This is a genomic window from Pseudoalteromonas luteoviolacea DSM 6061 (genome assembly GCF_001625655.1).
GTDB classification, from domain to species: Bacteria; Pseudomonadota; Gammaproteobacteria; order Enterobacterales; family Alteromonadaceae; genus Pseudoalteromonas; species Pseudoalteromonas luteoviolacea.
On record NZ_AUYB01000130.1, the window covers coordinates 1 to 14866 of the forward strand.

Annotated in this window: 13 protein-coding genes, 11 tRNA genes and 1 pseudogene; 4 read left to right on the forward strand and 21 right to left on the reverse strand. The window is 42.5% G+C overall.

What is annotated here, in order from left to right; genetic code table 11:
• Window positions 1-126 precede the first annotated feature (126 nt).
• From N475_RS25570 to N475_RS19715, 3 genes and pseudogenes are all read left to right on the forward strand, one after another.
• A pseudogene (locus N475_RS25570) lies at window positions 127-249 on the forward strand (IS200/IS605 family transposase); the annotation flags it as partial.
• A gap of 92 nt (window positions 250-341) precedes the next feature.
• The gene (locus tag N475_RS19710; RefSeq protein WP_063358996.1) at window positions 342-1085 is read left to right on the forward strand and encodes an SDR family oxidoreductase; all 744 of its coding nucleotides are present in this window, start codon (window positions 342-344) and stop codon (window positions 1083-1085) included.
• 680 nt (window positions 1086-1765) lie between these two features.
• Window positions 1766-2569, forward strand: a complete 804-nt coding sequence (locus N475_RS19715; protein WP_227008452.1) for a DUF4437 domain-containing protein — start codon at window positions 1766-1768, stop codon at window positions 2567-2569.
• 75 nt (window positions 2570-2644) lie between these two features.
• Here the strand turns inward: N475_RS19715 and N475_RS19720 are convergent, their stop codons facing one another.
• The 7 genes from N475_RS19720 to miaB form a co-directional block, all read right to left on the reverse strand.
• The gene (locus N475_RS19720; protein WP_081216081.1) at window positions 2645-3163 is read right to left on the reverse strand and encodes a GNAT family N-acetyltransferase; all 519 of its coding nucleotides are present in this window, start codon (window positions 3161-3163) and stop codon (window positions 2645-2647) included.
• Window positions 3160-3417, reverse strand: coding sequence for a hypothetical protein (locus N475_RS19725; RefSeq protein WP_063358995.1), 258 nt, complete (start codon window positions 3415-3417; stop codon window positions 3160-3162). Before N475_RS19725 ends, N475_RS19720 begins: the two co-directional genes overlap by 4 nt.
• 199 nt (window positions 3418-3616) lie before the next feature.
• Window positions 3617-5194: an apolipoprotein N-acyltransferase gene (gene lnt / locus N475_RS19730; RefSeq protein ID WP_063358994.1), complete on the reverse strand. Its 1578-nt coding sequence runs from the start codon at window positions 5192-5194 to the stop codon at window positions 3617-3619.
• Complete coding sequence (gene corC / locus N475_RS19735) at window positions 5172-6050, reverse strand: CNNM family magnesium/cobalt transport protein CorC (protein WP_063358993.1); 879 nt, start codon at window positions 6048-6050, stop codon at window positions 5172-5174. Before corC ends, lnt begins: the two co-directional genes overlap by 23 nt.
• An 18-nt stretch (window positions 6051-6068) precedes the next feature.
• Window positions 6069-6530: an rRNA maturation RNase YbeY gene (ybeY, locus tag N475_RS19740; RefSeq protein WP_063358992.1), complete on the reverse strand. Its 462-nt coding sequence runs from the start codon at window positions 6528-6530 to the stop codon at window positions 6069-6071.
• The gene (locus N475_RS19745) at window positions 6527-7576 is read right to left on the reverse strand and encodes a PhoH family protein (protein ID WP_063358991.1); all 1050 of its coding nucleotides are present in this window, start codon (window positions 7574-7576) and stop codon (window positions 6527-6529) included. The genes ybeY and N475_RS19745 overlap by 4 nt, the downstream gene beginning before the upstream one ends.
• A 54-nt stretch (window positions 7577-7630) precedes the next feature.
• Window positions 7631-9064, reverse strand: coding sequence for a tRNA (N6-isopentenyl adenosine(37)-C2)-methylthiotransferase MiaB (gene miaB / locus N475_RS19750; protein ID WP_063358990.1), 1434 nt, complete (start codon window positions 9062-9064; stop codon window positions 7631-7633).
• A gap of 265 nt (window positions 9065-9329) precedes the next feature.
• On the opposite strand from miaB, the gene N475_RS19755 reads away from it, so the two are divergent.
• Window positions 9330-10493 (forward strand): FAD-dependent oxidoreductase, encoded by a 1164-nt coding sequence (locus N475_RS19755; RefSeq protein WP_063365831.1) that lies wholly within the window; start codon window positions 9330-9332, stop codon window positions 10491-10493.
• A gap of 166 nt (window positions 10494-10659) precedes the next feature.
• Here the strand turns inward: N475_RS19755 and N475_RS19760 are convergent.
• From N475_RS19760 to N475_RS19825, 14 genes are all read right to left on the reverse strand, one after another.
• Window positions 10660-10744, reverse strand: a tRNA-Leu gene (locus tag N475_RS19760).
• 29 nt (window positions 10745-10773) lie between these two features.
• Window positions 10774-10848, reverse strand: a tRNA-Gln gene (locus N475_RS19765).
• Window positions 10849-10993: 145 nt separating this feature from the next.
• Window positions 10994-11078, reverse strand: a tRNA-Leu gene (locus N475_RS19770).
• Window positions 11079-11100: 22 nt separating this feature from the next.
• Window positions 11101-11175: transfer RNA gene (locus N475_RS19775), tRNA-Gln, on the reverse strand.
• A 146-nt stretch (window positions 11176-11321) separates the two neighbouring features.
• Window positions 11322-11406 (reverse strand) — tRNA-Leu (locus tag N475_RS19780).
• 22 nt (window positions 11407-11428) lie between these two features.
• Window positions 11429-11503 (reverse strand) — tRNA-Gln (locus tag N475_RS19785).
• 38 nt (window positions 11504-11541) lie between these two features.
• Window positions 11542-11626, reverse strand: a tRNA-Leu gene (locus N475_RS19790).
• A gap of 22 nt (window positions 11627-11648) precedes the next feature.
• A tRNA-Met gene (locus N475_RS19795) sits at window positions 11649-11725 on the reverse strand.
• A gap of 2 nt (window positions 11726-11727) precedes the next feature.
• Window positions 11728-11802 (reverse strand) — tRNA-Gln (locus N475_RS19800).
• A 33-nt stretch (window positions 11803-11835) separates the two neighbouring features.
• Window positions 11836-11920 (reverse strand) — tRNA-Leu (locus N475_RS19805).
• Window positions 11921-11967: 47 nt separating this feature from the next.
• Window positions 11968-12044, reverse strand: a tRNA-Met gene (locus N475_RS19810).
• Window positions 12045-12361: 317 nt separating this feature from the next.
• Window positions 12362-13453 (reverse strand): redox-regulated ATPase YchF, encoded by a 1092-nt coding sequence (gene ychF, locus N475_RS19815; RefSeq protein ID WP_063358081.1) that lies wholly within the window; start codon window positions 13451-13453, stop codon window positions 12362-12364.
• Between the two features lie 46 nt (window positions 13454-13499).
• Entirely contained in the window at window positions 13500-14084 is a 585-nt protein-coding gene (pth, locus tag N475_RS19820; protein WP_039608387.1) for an aminoacyl-tRNA hydrolase, read from the reverse strand.
• A gap of 19 nt (window positions 14085-14103) precedes the next feature.
• Window positions 14104-14712, reverse strand: coding sequence for a 50S ribosomal protein L25/general stress protein Ctc (locus N475_RS19825; RefSeq protein ID WP_046356450.1), 609 nt, complete (start codon window positions 14710-14712; stop codon window positions 14104-14106).
• Window positions 14713-14866: the final 154 nt, after the last annotated feature.

Sequence of the window (14866 nt, forward strand, 5' to 3'; positions counted from 1 at the left end):
GTTTAATTAAAGCAGTTCAGCGCTCTTTGCTTAATTATTTCTGAGTGGACGGGCACATTAACAGACAGAGCTAGAATAAGACTTTCATAAAATTCCTATGCCCACATAAGAAAAAGCTGAGGGAAAAATCATTGTTGGCAACAAGGGTATTTTGTTGACTCGGTAGGTGCAAACGAAGAAATAATAAAGTGTTATGTCAAATACCAAGGCAAGAGGGAAAAAGAAGAGGTATGTGATAACAGCCTCTAAGAGTTATAGTATATGATTAGGAACACAAATAGAGTGCGTCTAAATCAAAGCTACCAGCATAGCTGGTGGAGTTTTACCTTTTAGGAGAGTAAATGAAAGTAGCCCTGGTCACCGGCGGTAGTCGTGGTATTGGCGCAGCCAGCGCTAAAACATTAGCAGCCAAAGGATATGCCGTTGCCATTAATTATAAGTCCAACCATCAAGCAGCAGAGCAAGTCCATAGTGAGATCCTAACAGCGGGTGGCAAGGCAGAGCTGTTTCAAGCGGACATTAGCAATGAACAGCAGGTTGTTGAAATGTTCGGTGCTATCAAATCTCGCTTGGGGTTAGTGACTCATTTAGTGAATAATGCAGGCGTATTGCAAACGCAAATGCGGGTTGAAAAAATGAGCGCCGAACGCATAAATTGGATGCTGACACAAAATGTGACGCCATATTTTGTTTGTGCGAGAGAGGCTATAAAGCAGATGCGTGGAGCAAATCAGCCCACAGGTTGTGCGATTGTGAATGTGTCCTCTGCGGCTTCTTATTTGGGTGGGGCAAACGAGTATGTTGATTACGCTGCTGCAAAAGGCGCGATTGACAGTTTTACCAAAGGCTTGTCCTTAGAGCTCGCGCCAGAGGGAATACGTGTAAACTGTGTACGCCCCGGATGTATTTACACTGATATTCATGCTGATGGTGGTGAACCAGATAGAGTGGATAGGGTTGCTGAGTTATTGCCGCTAAAGCGCGGAGGAACTGCTCAAGAAGTCGCAAATGCCATTGTGTGGTTATTAAGCAGCGAAGCATCATATGCTACAGGAACATTTATTGATTTAGCTGGTGGTAAATAGCCACGGCTTTAAACACACCTAATCTTATCGACTTCCTGATCCAAGAGGAGTGCTATATACAACTATAAATATCGCTCGTTAGGACCAGAAAAGCCAAAGTTGGATGACCACAAATTCGATACTTGGTGACCATTTTTGTCAGTACATACGACCAGATTAGAAACATTAATATAACGAGCTTGGATGGGGCTATAAGGTTGTGCGTCTACTAGGTTGTTGAAGCTTATTTAGGAGGTCAGTAACTCTTGTTCACTCCGCTACTAATGCAATCGAAAATAGTTATCTCGATTTCTATCTGAGTGTTTCTTCAGTCTTCAACCTTCCTTTGTGCAGGCGGGTTTGTTTCTTCTTTTTAATTAAACCACATCTTAGTTTTTTCTGTTTGCTCATAGCTAGCAACTATTATGTCTGCAAGGTGTTCAACAACCCTACATTTGTCTAGGTCACTAGAATTAGTTTCAATTTATCTGTCATGTGATGGTTATGCATCATTATCAAAAAAATCTTAATTATGTTTTTATATATAAGAGTGTTATCAACTTTGTCTGTAGGAATTAATCTATACATAAGATTTTACTGGCATGTTACAGCGATACCCTTGTAAGGGGATTAAAAAGAGTATTCAACTGCATGTCATTGATTTATATAGTTGACTGAACTTTTAGTAGGAACCTATACAAGTGATAAACAGTTTAAAAGTCGCTCTAGTTAGTTTGCTAGTGTGTCACAGTGCCTTTGCTGAAGGTGAGAAAGTAAGTGCACGTTTCGAGCAGCTTCAATGGACGCCGCTAAACCCTTTACGTGGAGATGCGAGCCCTCAAGCCGCAGACTTGTGGGGAAACCGCCAAAAAGGTGGTGCCACTGGCTTTTTAGTTAAGTTTAAACCTGGGTTTATTTCACCTCCACACATTCATAATGTGAGCTATCGAGGTGTTGTTATCAAAGGCCTTGTACATAATGATGATCCTGAAGCTCGTGATATGTGGCTTTCGGCAGGTTCTTTTTGGACACAACCTGCAGGGGAGGCACATATTACCGCGGCAAAAGATCAAGAGAATATCGCTTATATTGAAATTGATAGCGGCCCGTATCTAGTACACCCAAAAGAGCAAGCGTTTGACAATGGTGAGTTGGCAATGAATGTCGCCTCATCAAACTTAGTTTGGCTCAATGCGAGTGATATAAAATGGACAGACACCAAGTACAATGTGCAACGTGCATTTTTATGGGGTGATACTTCTATCGGTAATTTAAATGGTAGTCTAATTAAATTACCAGTTGGTTTTTCAGGGAAACTGGTCAGTGCGGGGGACACCTTTCATGCAGTGGTCATTAGCGGGCAAATAAGGTACGAATCGCAAAGCGTTCCACTTAAAGTCGGCAGTTACTTTGGACAGAGCAAAGCGCATCGTGTCAAGGCAATACGAGATACCCAAATTTATATACGCACTAATAGTAAAATCCACATTGTAGAAGACAAATAATAAAGGCGACAAAAAGAAGTTCCTTCGCCCTCATCAAAGAGGTCGAAGGTTGATTCAAATGCTGGGCGCTTAATATTATAATTTCAGGTGCTTATAATAATAACTTGTACTATGAAATCGCCCCTCCTGATCAGATACATAATTGGGGATCTGCCCTACTTTTGTGTAACCAGAGGCCTGATAAAATAGCTCAGCTTTGTCGCCGCTTTGCGTGTCTAATACGAGAAGCTGAATACCTTGCTTCAAAGCGTGTGACTCTACATAAGCCATTAATTTAGTTGCATACCCTTTTCGGTGAGCGCTGGGTTGGACTAAGAGTTTTTCTACTTCTGCGCGATGGCGACCGTTTTGCTTGTGGCAAAGTGCCAGCTGTACAGTGGCTTGCACTTCATTGTTATCATACAAGATGTATAAAAGTCTTAGCTTGTTTTCTAGCTCTCTATTAATAGATTGCCAGTATTTAGTAAGCATGTTTGACTCGGCCGCTTTGTAAAACCCAAGCGAAGCGCCACTATCTATACAGCGACCTAAAAGCTTTGTGAGCGCGTTTTGACTGTTGGGAGAGAGGTGTGTGAGATGTTCTACGGTGATCACTTAACTACCTTTCTTTCTAATATTGCTATATGAGAATCAAGTTCGCAAAGCTGCTGAAACAGTTTACTGCGTTTTAGTTGTAGTTGTGTAAGCTGTTTTGATTGGGTTGTGTTATATGCCCGTACTGCCTTGTATAGGCGCTGTTGTGAAATGTGACAAGACTTGGCACTTTCGCTAATACTAAAGCCTTTTTCATTTACCATGTGTAGTGCACGTTGCAAATTGGCTGGTGGTTTTAAGGCATTGATGTCCATGTTAGAACCCTTATTCACTTGATAGAGTAAATCAGGAAAGAAAGAATAGTGCCAATAATTAAGTGGTTAATAATCAGTTGGTTGTGTTTTTTGGCGGTTTAGGGATGAGCCATGAAGGTGCTTGTGTCTCTAAACTTGCACCAAGATGGTGGGGACTATTTGACAAAAAGCTTATTCGGGTTGCTATATACTAGGCAAATCAGAAAAATGCTTTTTCCATTTTTGAAGTGAAATAGCTTTTGGCATTACTTAATAAAACGAGAATTAGGAGTAACCCAACAAATAGCCAAACAGGCGTGTGGCCGTGCTTACTAAAAAAGCTATGGCCGGATATCAGTTTTAATTCTGTACTTAGTATGTCACTGGTAAATTGAGGTATTGTCAATTGCTGTCCAGAAATAGGATCAAACACACCACTAATCCCATTATTCGTCACCCTTACTAAAGGCCTTTGTAATTCAAGGGCCCGCATTCTTGCGATTTGCATATGCTGATGTGGTCCATGTGAGTCACCAAACCAGGCGTCATTACTCACAGTAAACAAGATATCAGACTGTTGGGTGTAGTTTCCTCGCACAAGCTCACTAAACGCTATTTCGTAGCAAATAGCTGGTAAAACATGTATACCGTTGGCGACTAAATTATTTTGCACAGCTTCACCGCGAGAAAACGAAGACATTGGCAGATCAAAAAGCGGTGCAAGTGGTCTAAGCAGGTCTTCAAAAGGCACAAACTCGCCAATTGGCAATAACTGATGCTTTTGGTATCGATTACGGTGTAAATAACGATAATTGCCTTCGCTATCTTCTCGTTGCTGCTTACCTAGTACGATCAGTGAGTTGTACACATTACGCGTATCAAACTGGTAGTCGGGAATACCCGTAATTAAGGCGGTGTTATTAAATGCGGCAGCTTTATCCAAGTTGATTAAGTAGTCGAATGCATAGTCTTCAATCTCGGGAATAGCTGCTTCAGGCCAAACAACCAAATCGACATCAGCCCAATTCGGTCTTGTCATATCCTGGTATTTAGACATAGTGGGCCAGAATTGTTCGGGCTCCCAGCGTAAACTTTGCGCAATATTACCTTGTACCAACAGCGTCTTTAGTTGCTGACCACTGTAACGAGTATCGGTGCTGTTTAGACTAAAAAGATACAGCAATACGAAAGGGGCAAGTGTAAGCGCTACCCCTTTATAATATTTAAATCGTACCAACCAATATCCAGTATAACCGATTGTGATACAGGCTAAAGTAAGACCAAATTCACCAATCCAAGGGGCTAGGCTGTTGAATGGCGAGTCTGTGAGTGTGTAACCAAAGCTGAGCCATGGGAAACCCGTCAATAAGGTACCTCTTAGATACTCAGTAATGGCAAAGCCGCTGATTAGCAAAGCAAGTCTTTGCCAATGATTTTTGCTATATCTAGTCGCGAAGGCGAATGCCAAAGCTGGGTAAATCGCTAAATAAGCACACAGAAGCGCCATTGCGAGTATTGATAATAAAATTGGCAGGCCACCAAATTGGGCGATAGATACATGGACCCAGCTAATGCCTATGGCAAACCAGCCAAAGCCAAATAAAAAACCATACTTGGCTGCTTGTTTAGGTGTTGGTTGATCGGTGATATAGGCTGCTATAGCAAAGCAGACAAAGGTAATTGGCCAAAGGCCAAATGGTGCGTATGCAAAAGTAAGTACACAGCCTGCGAAAAGAGCAAGCCATGCATTTTTATCTTTGCAAAGAGCAAGGAGGTTATTCAGTTGTGTCTTCAACATGCTCTGTTTTAGGTACCGTCACTTGCAACTGCAAGATGCGGCGGTTATCAGAGTTGGTTACTTTAAACTGCAATGGTTCTACGTCGATTGTTTCACCTTTGCTTGGCATGTGGCCAAATGCGTGCAGAATAATACCACCGATAGTATCGGCTTCTTGTGTGTCGTACTCAGTTTTGAAGAATTCGTTAAATTCATCTAAAGGCGTGAGCGCTTGAACATTAAACACATGCTTTGATAGCTGTCGAATATCCTGTTGATCGTCTTCGTCGTCGTGTTCGTCTTCGATTTCACCAACAATGGTTTCAAGAATATCTTCGATTGTCACTAGACCTGACACGCCACCGTACTCGTCGATAACGATAGCCATGTGGTATCGTTTTTGTCTGAATTCATTAAGTAAAGTATCAACCCTTTTGCTTTCGGGTACTACAATAGCCGGACGCAGGTACTCTCTGATAGCAGGCAGCGAGCCGTTGCGTTTAAGTATTAATGGTAAAAGATCTTTTGCTAGCAATATCCCTTCTACATGGTCTTTGTCTTCACAAACCACAGGGAAGCGAGAATGGCTAGATTCAACCATTGCTGGTAGTTGAGACTCTAAATCTTGCTCAACATCCAACGTTATCATTTGAGAACGCGGGATCATGATGTCGCGAACTTTTAGTTCAGATACGCTCAGCACGCCTTCCATCATGTCTTTTGTCTCAGGGTCGATAAGTGCTCTTTCTTGAGCGTCAGCAATGACTTCTACCAACTCTTCTTTGTTTTGGGGTTCCCCTTGCAGCATCTGAGTGATGCGTCCAAGCCAGTTTCTGCTAGAAGAACCCTGGCTACTTTGCGAGTTATCGTCGCTCATTGTAGTTTTATACTCCAATTAATTAATATCATCCCGATAAGGGTCTGCAATGCCCAAATCGGCTAAAAATTCTTTTTCTAGACTTTCCATTTCCATGGCGTCTTGTTCATTTATATGGTCAAAGCCTAACAAATGCAAGCACCCATGAATGACCATATGAGCAAAATGATCATGGAAAGTTTTTTCCTGTTCCAACGCTTCACGAAAAACCACGTGAGGACAGATAATTAGGTCCCCAACAAGCGGTAGTTCAATGCCTGGAGGCGCCTCAAAGGGAAATGACAATACATTTGTTGATTTGTCTTTTCCTCTATATTGGCTATTTAACTCTTGGCTTTCAGCTTCATCGGCAATGCGAATTGTCACTTCAGCGTGTTCTCTATACGGAAGAAGTGCTTTTTCAGCCCATTTTTGAAACTGACTTTCAGTAGGCAAGTCATCAAATTCACAAGCTAGTTGTAAATCTACATCAACACTCATGATCCAGAATCCTGTTGTTCGGCTGCTTGTTGCCTTGCTTTTTGCTTAGCGACTTTTTCTTGACGCTCTTGCTCTTCCTTCGCTTCATATGCTTCCACGATCCGTGCCACAACTGGGTGACGCACAACATCATGTGATTTAAAGAAGTTAAAAGAAATCTCTTCTACATTACTGAGGACTTCGATTGCATGACGTAACCCTGAGCGTGCTCCGCGAGGTAAATCTACCTGGGTGATATCTCCAGTAATGACCGCTTTAGAATTAAAACCAATACGTGTTAAGAACATTTTCATTTGCTCTGTAGTGGTATTCTGGCTTTCATCAAGAATGATAAAGGCATCATTTAATGTACGTCCACGCATATATGCAAGAGGGGCAACTTCTATGACATTCTTTTCGATTAAACGTTCAACTTTTTCAAAACCCAGCATCTCAAACAGGGCGTCGTAAAGAGGGCGTAAGTATGGATCAATCTTCTGCGTTAAGTCACCTGGCAAAAAGCCCAGTTTTTCTCCGGCTTCGACCGCTGGACGAGTCAAAAGAATGCGTCTGATTTCTTGGCGCTCTAATGCATCGACAGCGGCGGCAACCGCTAAATAGGTTTTACCCGTACCTGCGGGGCCAATACCAAAGCTGATATCATGAGTCAAAATATTTGCTACATACTGACTTTGATTTGGGTTTCGCGGTTTTACGACGCCGCGACGTGTTTTTATAAACACTTCTTTTTCCCACACGTTTGGCATATCTTGCTCAAGGCAGTTAGCCTCAGTTATTGCCAAATGGACGTTATCAGGTTCAATATCTTGGGCTTTGCCTTTCACTGGCTGAGTATCAACGTATAGAGACTTTAAAATATCAACCGCAGCCTTGGCTGTGATTTGATTACCCGTGACCTTAAACCAATTATCTCTGTGAGCAACTTCTACACCAAGTCGGCGTTCAATTTGTTTTAAGTTATCGTCAAAAGGACCACAAAGAGAAGAGAGGCGGTTGTTGTCGGCAGGTTCTAGATAAAACTCAATATTTTTTACTTGATTGCTCAAAATGACTTCCTAAGATTGAATGCGCCAGCAAGGTGCTGGCGCAAAACGTTCGTTCTATGGAGTAAAGGTAGCAACACCTAACTCATTAGCTTCAGGTTCCGATGGCGCGCGGTTTAGAATATCTGATGGCGCAACATCACGGCGCAGATCCATTTCAGATTCTGTTCTGATTAACTCACCTCTAAGGGAGTTTGGTAGCGCCTCGGTAATACGTACATCAACAAATTGACCGATCACCGAATGTGGACCTTCAAAGTTAACTACTCGATTGTTTTCGGTACGACCGCGAAGTTCCATAGGATTCTTTTTAGATGGGCCTTCTACCAAGATACGCTGCTCTGTATCAAACATTTTACGGCTAATATCTTGCGCCATTTGATTGATGCGGTTTTGCAGGATATACAAGCGTTCTTTCTTTTCTTGTTCAGGCACATCGTCAGGTAGATCTGCAGCAGGAGTACCTGGACGTGCAGAGTAAATAAAGCTAAAGCTCATATCAAAACCAATGGCATTGATAAGATTCATTGTTTCTTCAAAATCAGCTTTAGACTCACCAGGGAAACCAATAATGAAGTCTGAACTCATGCTCAGGTTAGGGCGAACTTTACGTAGTTTCCTGATAGTCGATTTGTACTCTAGTGCAGTATGGCCGCGTTTCATTAAGTTAAGTACACGATCAGAACCACTCTGAACTGGCAGGTGCAAATGGTCTACAAGCTCAGGTACATCTTTGTATGCTTCAATGATGTCTGGTGTAAACTCTACCGGGTGCGAAGTGGTATAACGAATACGATCAATACCATCAATAGCCGCTACATAACGCAGTAGATCTGAGAAGTAGCAGATTTCGCCGTCGTGCATTTCACCGCGAAAAGCATTTACGTTTTGGCCCAGTAGGTTTACCTCACGCACGCCTTGTTCGGCAAGCTGAGCAACTTCTAAAATAACGTCATCTAGTGGGCGACTCACTTCTTCACCACGTGTGTAAGGTACCACGCAGAAAGTACAGTACTTAGAGCAGCCTTCCATAATTGAAACGAATGCCGTTGGTCCTTCAGCTTTTGGTTCAGGCAAACGGTCAAATTTCTCAATTTCAGGGAATGAGATATCAACGACTGAACCTTCTTTGCTTTGCACCTGTTTTATCATTTCAGGTAGACGGTGTAATGTTTGTGGACCAAATACGATGTCTACAAATGGTGCACGTTGACGGATAGTGTCACCTTCTTGCGAGGCTACGCAGCCACCTACACCAATTACTAGGTCTGGGTTATCTTCTTTTAATAATTTCCAACGACCCAATTGGTGAAATACTTTTTCCTGTGCCTTTTCACGAATTGAACAGGTATTGAGTAGGATCACATCCGCCTGCTCAGCTTCTTCTGTTAGCTGATAGCCATTGGTGGAATCAAGTAGATCCGCCATTTTCTGGGAGTCATACTCATTCATTTGACAACCCCAGGTTTTGATATGCAATTTTTTACCCATTGAAATAACGCCTCGTTTTCAATTCGATGATCAGCACAACGCCTCGTCAGTTTAGAAAATACCCCAACAACCGACTTACACTTACTAAAATAGCTTAAAAAGAGGCGTATTTTATATGACCTGTAGTCACTAGCCAAGTATAGATTTCATCTTTCAAAGTGGGGATCAATGACGGTTGTAATTATTCAGCTACAATCGACGTGAGAGATCTTTTTAATGGGATTTGAGATACAATGTATATACACCAAAAAATGTAGGCAAATTTATGAAAAATAACGTGTTGATAATTGGTGGAGGCATGGTAGGGGCTGCCGCAGCTGTTGAGCTGGCGCGCCAGGGCTGCCAAGTCACCATTATTGAAAATAACCCGATAGATACGAGCGCGATACTTGAAGGAGAGCAAGTGGATATTCGAGTATCGGCGATCAACCGTTTTTCGGAAGCGCTACTTGATAAGCTCGGTGCAATGCCCTTGATCAGAGCAAGTCGTAATGCTCCTTATCATCAATTAGAAGCTTATGAGCAAAACAGCGAGCACCTGTTGTTTGATAGAAATGAAGTGTCAACTTCACATCTGGGGCACCTAGTAGAAAATAGCATTATTCAAGCAGCGCTATGGGAACAATTTAACGAGCACAATATTCAAGTTGTAAAAATCACTGATGCTCCCATTTCGGTAGAGCAGCACTTGAGTAGCATTGAATTAGTGTATCCAGAGCGAAAATTTACCGCAGATTTATTAATTGCGGCAGACGGTGGGCGCTCACAGTTAAGAAACCTTGCTGGTATTGGTGTAACAGGTTGGCAATATCAACAACATTGTATGGGGATTTTGATTAAGCTTGATGCGCCGCAACAAGTTAAAACTTGGCAGGAATTTAAACCGACAGGTCCAATCGCATTTTTACCAATGCAAGCACCATATGCCAACTTAATCTGGTATCACCATAGCTCAGAGCTTAAGCGCTTAAAAGGTTTAACAAACCAAGAGCTAAAAGAGGAAGTACTGTCCAACTTCTTTGAACTACCAGGTGACTTTACGATTGAACAAAGTGCTGTATTCCCACTTGCGCGCCAGCACGCGAACCAATACAGCAAAGGGCGGCTCGTTTTGATTGGCGATGCTGCGCATACAATCAATCCTTTGGCAGGGCAGGGAGTTAATCTTGGGTTTAAAGATGTTGCAGCGCTTGGTGGGTGTTTGCAAGGCTGTGATGATGTTGGAGAGCTTGCCAAGCTGCACCAGTATGAAAAAATGCGCCGCAAAGATAACTTGCTAATGATGAGTATGATGGATGCGTGTTACTTTGGATTCTCAAACGAGTTAAAGCCATTAAAGTCACTTCGCAGTATAGCTTTAAAGTTGGCTAATAAAGCTGGACCTCTTAAAAGGGAGGTGTTGAAGCATGCAATGGGTGGCAATTTCTAGTTGACTCATATATGAAAACAAAGAGGGAGTCGCAGCGCTTCCTTTTTTATTGTCCAAAATAGTTAAAAAAACTTCAGAACGTGAACAACAAATAACTATGAATTTAAGGAAAACTTAAAAAGTGTGGGATAGAAAAAGAGTGAGGTTATAAGGGAATATTTAAACATGGTGCGGAAGGAGAGACTTGAACTCTCACATCCGAAGATACTGGAACCTAAATCCAGCGCGTCTACCAATTCCGCCACTTCCGCAATGTTTAATAATTATCTTCAAAGATAATTGGCTGGAGTACCAGGATTTGAACCTGGGAATGGCGGGATCAAAACCCGCTGCCTTACCGCTTGGCGATACTCCAACAAAAATTTCAAATCTTAATTCGTTGGTCCCATGATTTGAATCTAGGGGTGGATGAGTGAGGGATCAAAACCTCTCTCTTCTGCCTTACCGCTTGGCGATACTCCAACAGTGGTAGTTGATTATTTTAGTTCTTATCGAGAACATGGTGCGGAAGGAGAGACTTGAACTCTCACATCCGAAGATACTGGAACCTAAATCCAGCGCGTCTACCAATTCCGCCACTTCCGCAATATTTTATCTCGTAAAGAGATGGCTGGAGTACCAGGATTTGAACCTGGGAATGGCGGGATCAAAACCCGCTGCCTTACCGCTTGGCGATACTCCAACGATTATTTCAAATCTAGTTGTGTTGAACCCAGGATTTGAATCTGGGGGTGGATGAGTGAGGGATCAAAACCTCTCTCTTCTGTCCTTACCGCTTGGCGATACTCCAACAGTGGTAGTTGATTATTTTAGTTCTTATCGAGAACATGGTGCGGAAGGAGAGACTTGAACTCTCACATCCGAAGATACTGGAACCTAAATCCAGCGCGTCTACCAATTCCGCCACTTCCGCAATATTTTATCTCATAAAGAGATGGCTGGAGTACCAGGATTTGAACCTGGGAATGGCGGGATCAAAACCCGCTGCCTTACCGCTTGGCGATACTCCAACAATGGTAGTTGATTATTTTAGTTCTTATCGAGAACTTGGTGCGGAAAGAGAGACTTGAACTCTCACATCCGAAGATACTGGAACCTAAATCCAGCGCGTCTACCAATTCCGCCACTTCCGCATTTATTTTCTTTTTAAGAAAATGGTGGCTATGCCCTGATTTGAACAGGGGACCCCATCATTATGAGTGATGTGCTCTAACCAGCTGAGCTACATAGCCATTGGCTGGAGTACCAGGATTTGAACCTGGGAATGGCGGGATCAAAACCCGCTGCCTTACCGCTTGGCGATACTCCAACGAAACGATTGTTTTAGTTCTTATCGAGAACTTGGTGCGGAAAGAGAGACTTGAACTCTCACATCCGAAGATACTGGAACCTAAATCCAGCGCGTCTACCAATTCCGCCACTTCCGCACATTAGGGTAGTTAGTTTTAAAGTTGCTAATCAACTTGAAAAAGCATGGTGGCTATGCCCTGATTTGAACAGGGGACCCCATCATTATGAGTGATGTGCTCTAACCAGCTGAGCTACATAGCCATCTCTTTTTCGTTTATCACCATCGCTGGTGCGGGGCGTATTATGCGTATATGCCCCCATGCCGTCAACACCTTTTTTTGAAAAAATCTCGTATCACAGATTGTTTGCAGATAAATTAAGCGAAACGGCCTGTTTTTATACCAAAACAAATCTAAAAGTACAAACCAGATTGACAATAAGTACTAAGAAATTATCACTTCATTCGAAAGTTGAAATTAAGAGACACGAAATTTTTTGGAAGGAAGGGATTTTAAAGCGCTAAAAAATGAAAAAAGCTCCATAAAATGGAGCTTTTTGACAAACGTATTATTGAAGTTTTATACGTTGAATAGGAAGTTCATGACATCGCCATCTTTTACGATGTAATCTTTACCTTCTTGACGCATTTTACCAGCATCTTTTGCGCCGCTTTCGCCTTGATACTCTATATAGTCATCAAAACCGATAGTTTGCGCACGGATGAAGCCTCGTTCAAAGTCTGTGTGGATCTTACCCGCAGCTTGTGGTGCAGTTGCGCCAACAGGAATTGTCCAAGCACGTACTTCTTTAACACCCGCTGTAAAGTAAGTTTGTAACTTAAGTAGCTCGTAGCCACCACGAATTACTAAGTTTAGGCCTGGCTCTTCAAGGCCAAGATCTGCCATAAACTCAAGCTTGTCTTCTTCTTCAAGCTCAGAAAGCTCAGATTCAATCGCAGCACATACAGGGATAACAACTGCGTCTTCTTCAGCTGCGATCTCACGTACCTTGTCAAGGAATGGGTTATTTTCAAAACCATCTTCAGTGACGTTTGCGATATACATAGTTGGCTTGATAGTTAAGAAGTTAAGCGGCTTAATCGCAACTAGCTCTTCTTTAGTTAGCTCTAAAGAACGCAGTGTTAAACCTTCATCAAGGTGGGCTTTCACTTTTTCTAACACTTCGTTTTGGAATTTAGCTTCTTTATCGCCGCCTTTTGCTTTTTTAGCATTACGCTGCGCTGCACGATCAGCTGCTTCCATATCTGCCAGAACGAGTTCAGTATTGATAACGTCGATATCATCGGCAGGGTTTACCTGACCAGATACGTGTACAATGTTTTCATCTTCAAAACAGCGAACAACATGACCAATTGCATCCGTTTCACGAATGTTTGCTAAGAACTGGTTACCTAGGCCTTCACCCTTTGAAGCACCCTTTACCAAACCTGCAATATCAACAAATTCCATTGTGGTTGCAATGGTCTTTTGCGGATTAACAATCGCAGCCAGTTGGTCTAGACGAGGGTCCGGAACGGCAACAACGCCTGTGTTTGGTTCGATTGTACAAAACGGAAAGTTTGCGGCTTCGATTCCCGCTTTAGTTAATGCATTAAATAGGGTTGATTTACCAACGTTTGGTAAACCCACAATGCCACATTTAAAACCCATAATTTTGAACCTTCAGTTAATCAAATTGTTGCCGTAGGAAAACGTCTTACGGCTTAAATGAATGTAGTCTGTTTTGTGCTTTTAACACACCGTCTTTCGCTAAAATTTCCATGCAGCGAACTGCTTCATCAACAACAGCATCAATTTTTTCTTGGTCAGCTTTGGGTGCTTTACCTAGAACCCAGCCAGTGACTTTGTCTCGGTGGCCTGGGTGACCAATGCCTATTCGCAAGCGCATAAATTCTTTGTTATTGCCAAGCTTAGAAATAATGTCTTTCAAGCCATTATGTCCGCCATGACCACCGCCTTTTTTAATTTTGGCGATACCAGGGTCCATATCCATTTCGTCATGTGCAACGAGGATGTTTTCAGCTGGAATTTTAAAAAAGTTTGCAAGGCTTGAGACCGCTTTGCCACTTAAATTCATATAAGTGGTGGGAATAAGCAATTTGAATTCTTGATTGTTGATAAGTACTTTGCCCGTAAGGCCATGGTACTTTGAGTCAGGTTTGAGGATGCAATTGTAGCGTTTTGCCAGTTCTTCTATGAACCACGCACCGGCATTGTGACGAGTGTTTGCATATTCGGGGCCTGGATTAGCCAGGCCCACAAGCATTTGAATATTATTCAAGGTGTTAACACCTTAAAAATTACTCAGCTGCTTCTTCAGCTTCTTCTTCAGAAGCAGCGCCTTTAGGAGCGTTTAAAGTAACAACAGCTTGGTCGTGGTCCGCACCTTTAGCTAGTTCTACTGAAACAACACCTGCAGGAAGTACAACGTCAGAAAGGTGTACAGTTGCACCTACTTCTAGCGCAGCAACATCAACTTCTACGAACTCAGGAAGTTGAGCTGGTAGACATGTGATTTCGATTTCTGTTACGTGGTGAGCAACAGTGTTACCGCCTTTAGTAGCAGCTTCTTCGTTGATGAAGTGTACTGGTACTTTAGTGTGGATCTTCTGAGAAGCATCAACACGTTGGAAGTCTAAGTGAGTGATCTTAGGCTTATATGGGTGACGCTGGATGTCTTTAACGATAGCTTCAACAGACTCACCGCCAATGTTTAGCGTAAGGATGTGAGTGTAGAAACCTTCGTCTTCTTGCATGTGGATCACTTTGTTGTGATCTAGAGTAAGAGAAACAACTTCTTTACCTAAACCGTAAAGGATTGCAGGAACTTTCTCAGCGCGACGTAGGCGGCGGCTCGCACCAGTACCTAATTCTACGCGTACTTCAGCGTCTAAAACGTATTGTGACATAACTGTCTCCAAAATATATAAAGTTAATAATGTCAGAAAACTCGCGACCAAATTTTCTGGCGTATACCTATCAAGCTGACAAATTTTGTCTGCCCAGTAGGTAAAAAAGGCGCGCTAATATAGCACTATCATGGCTAGATTAAAACCATTAGAG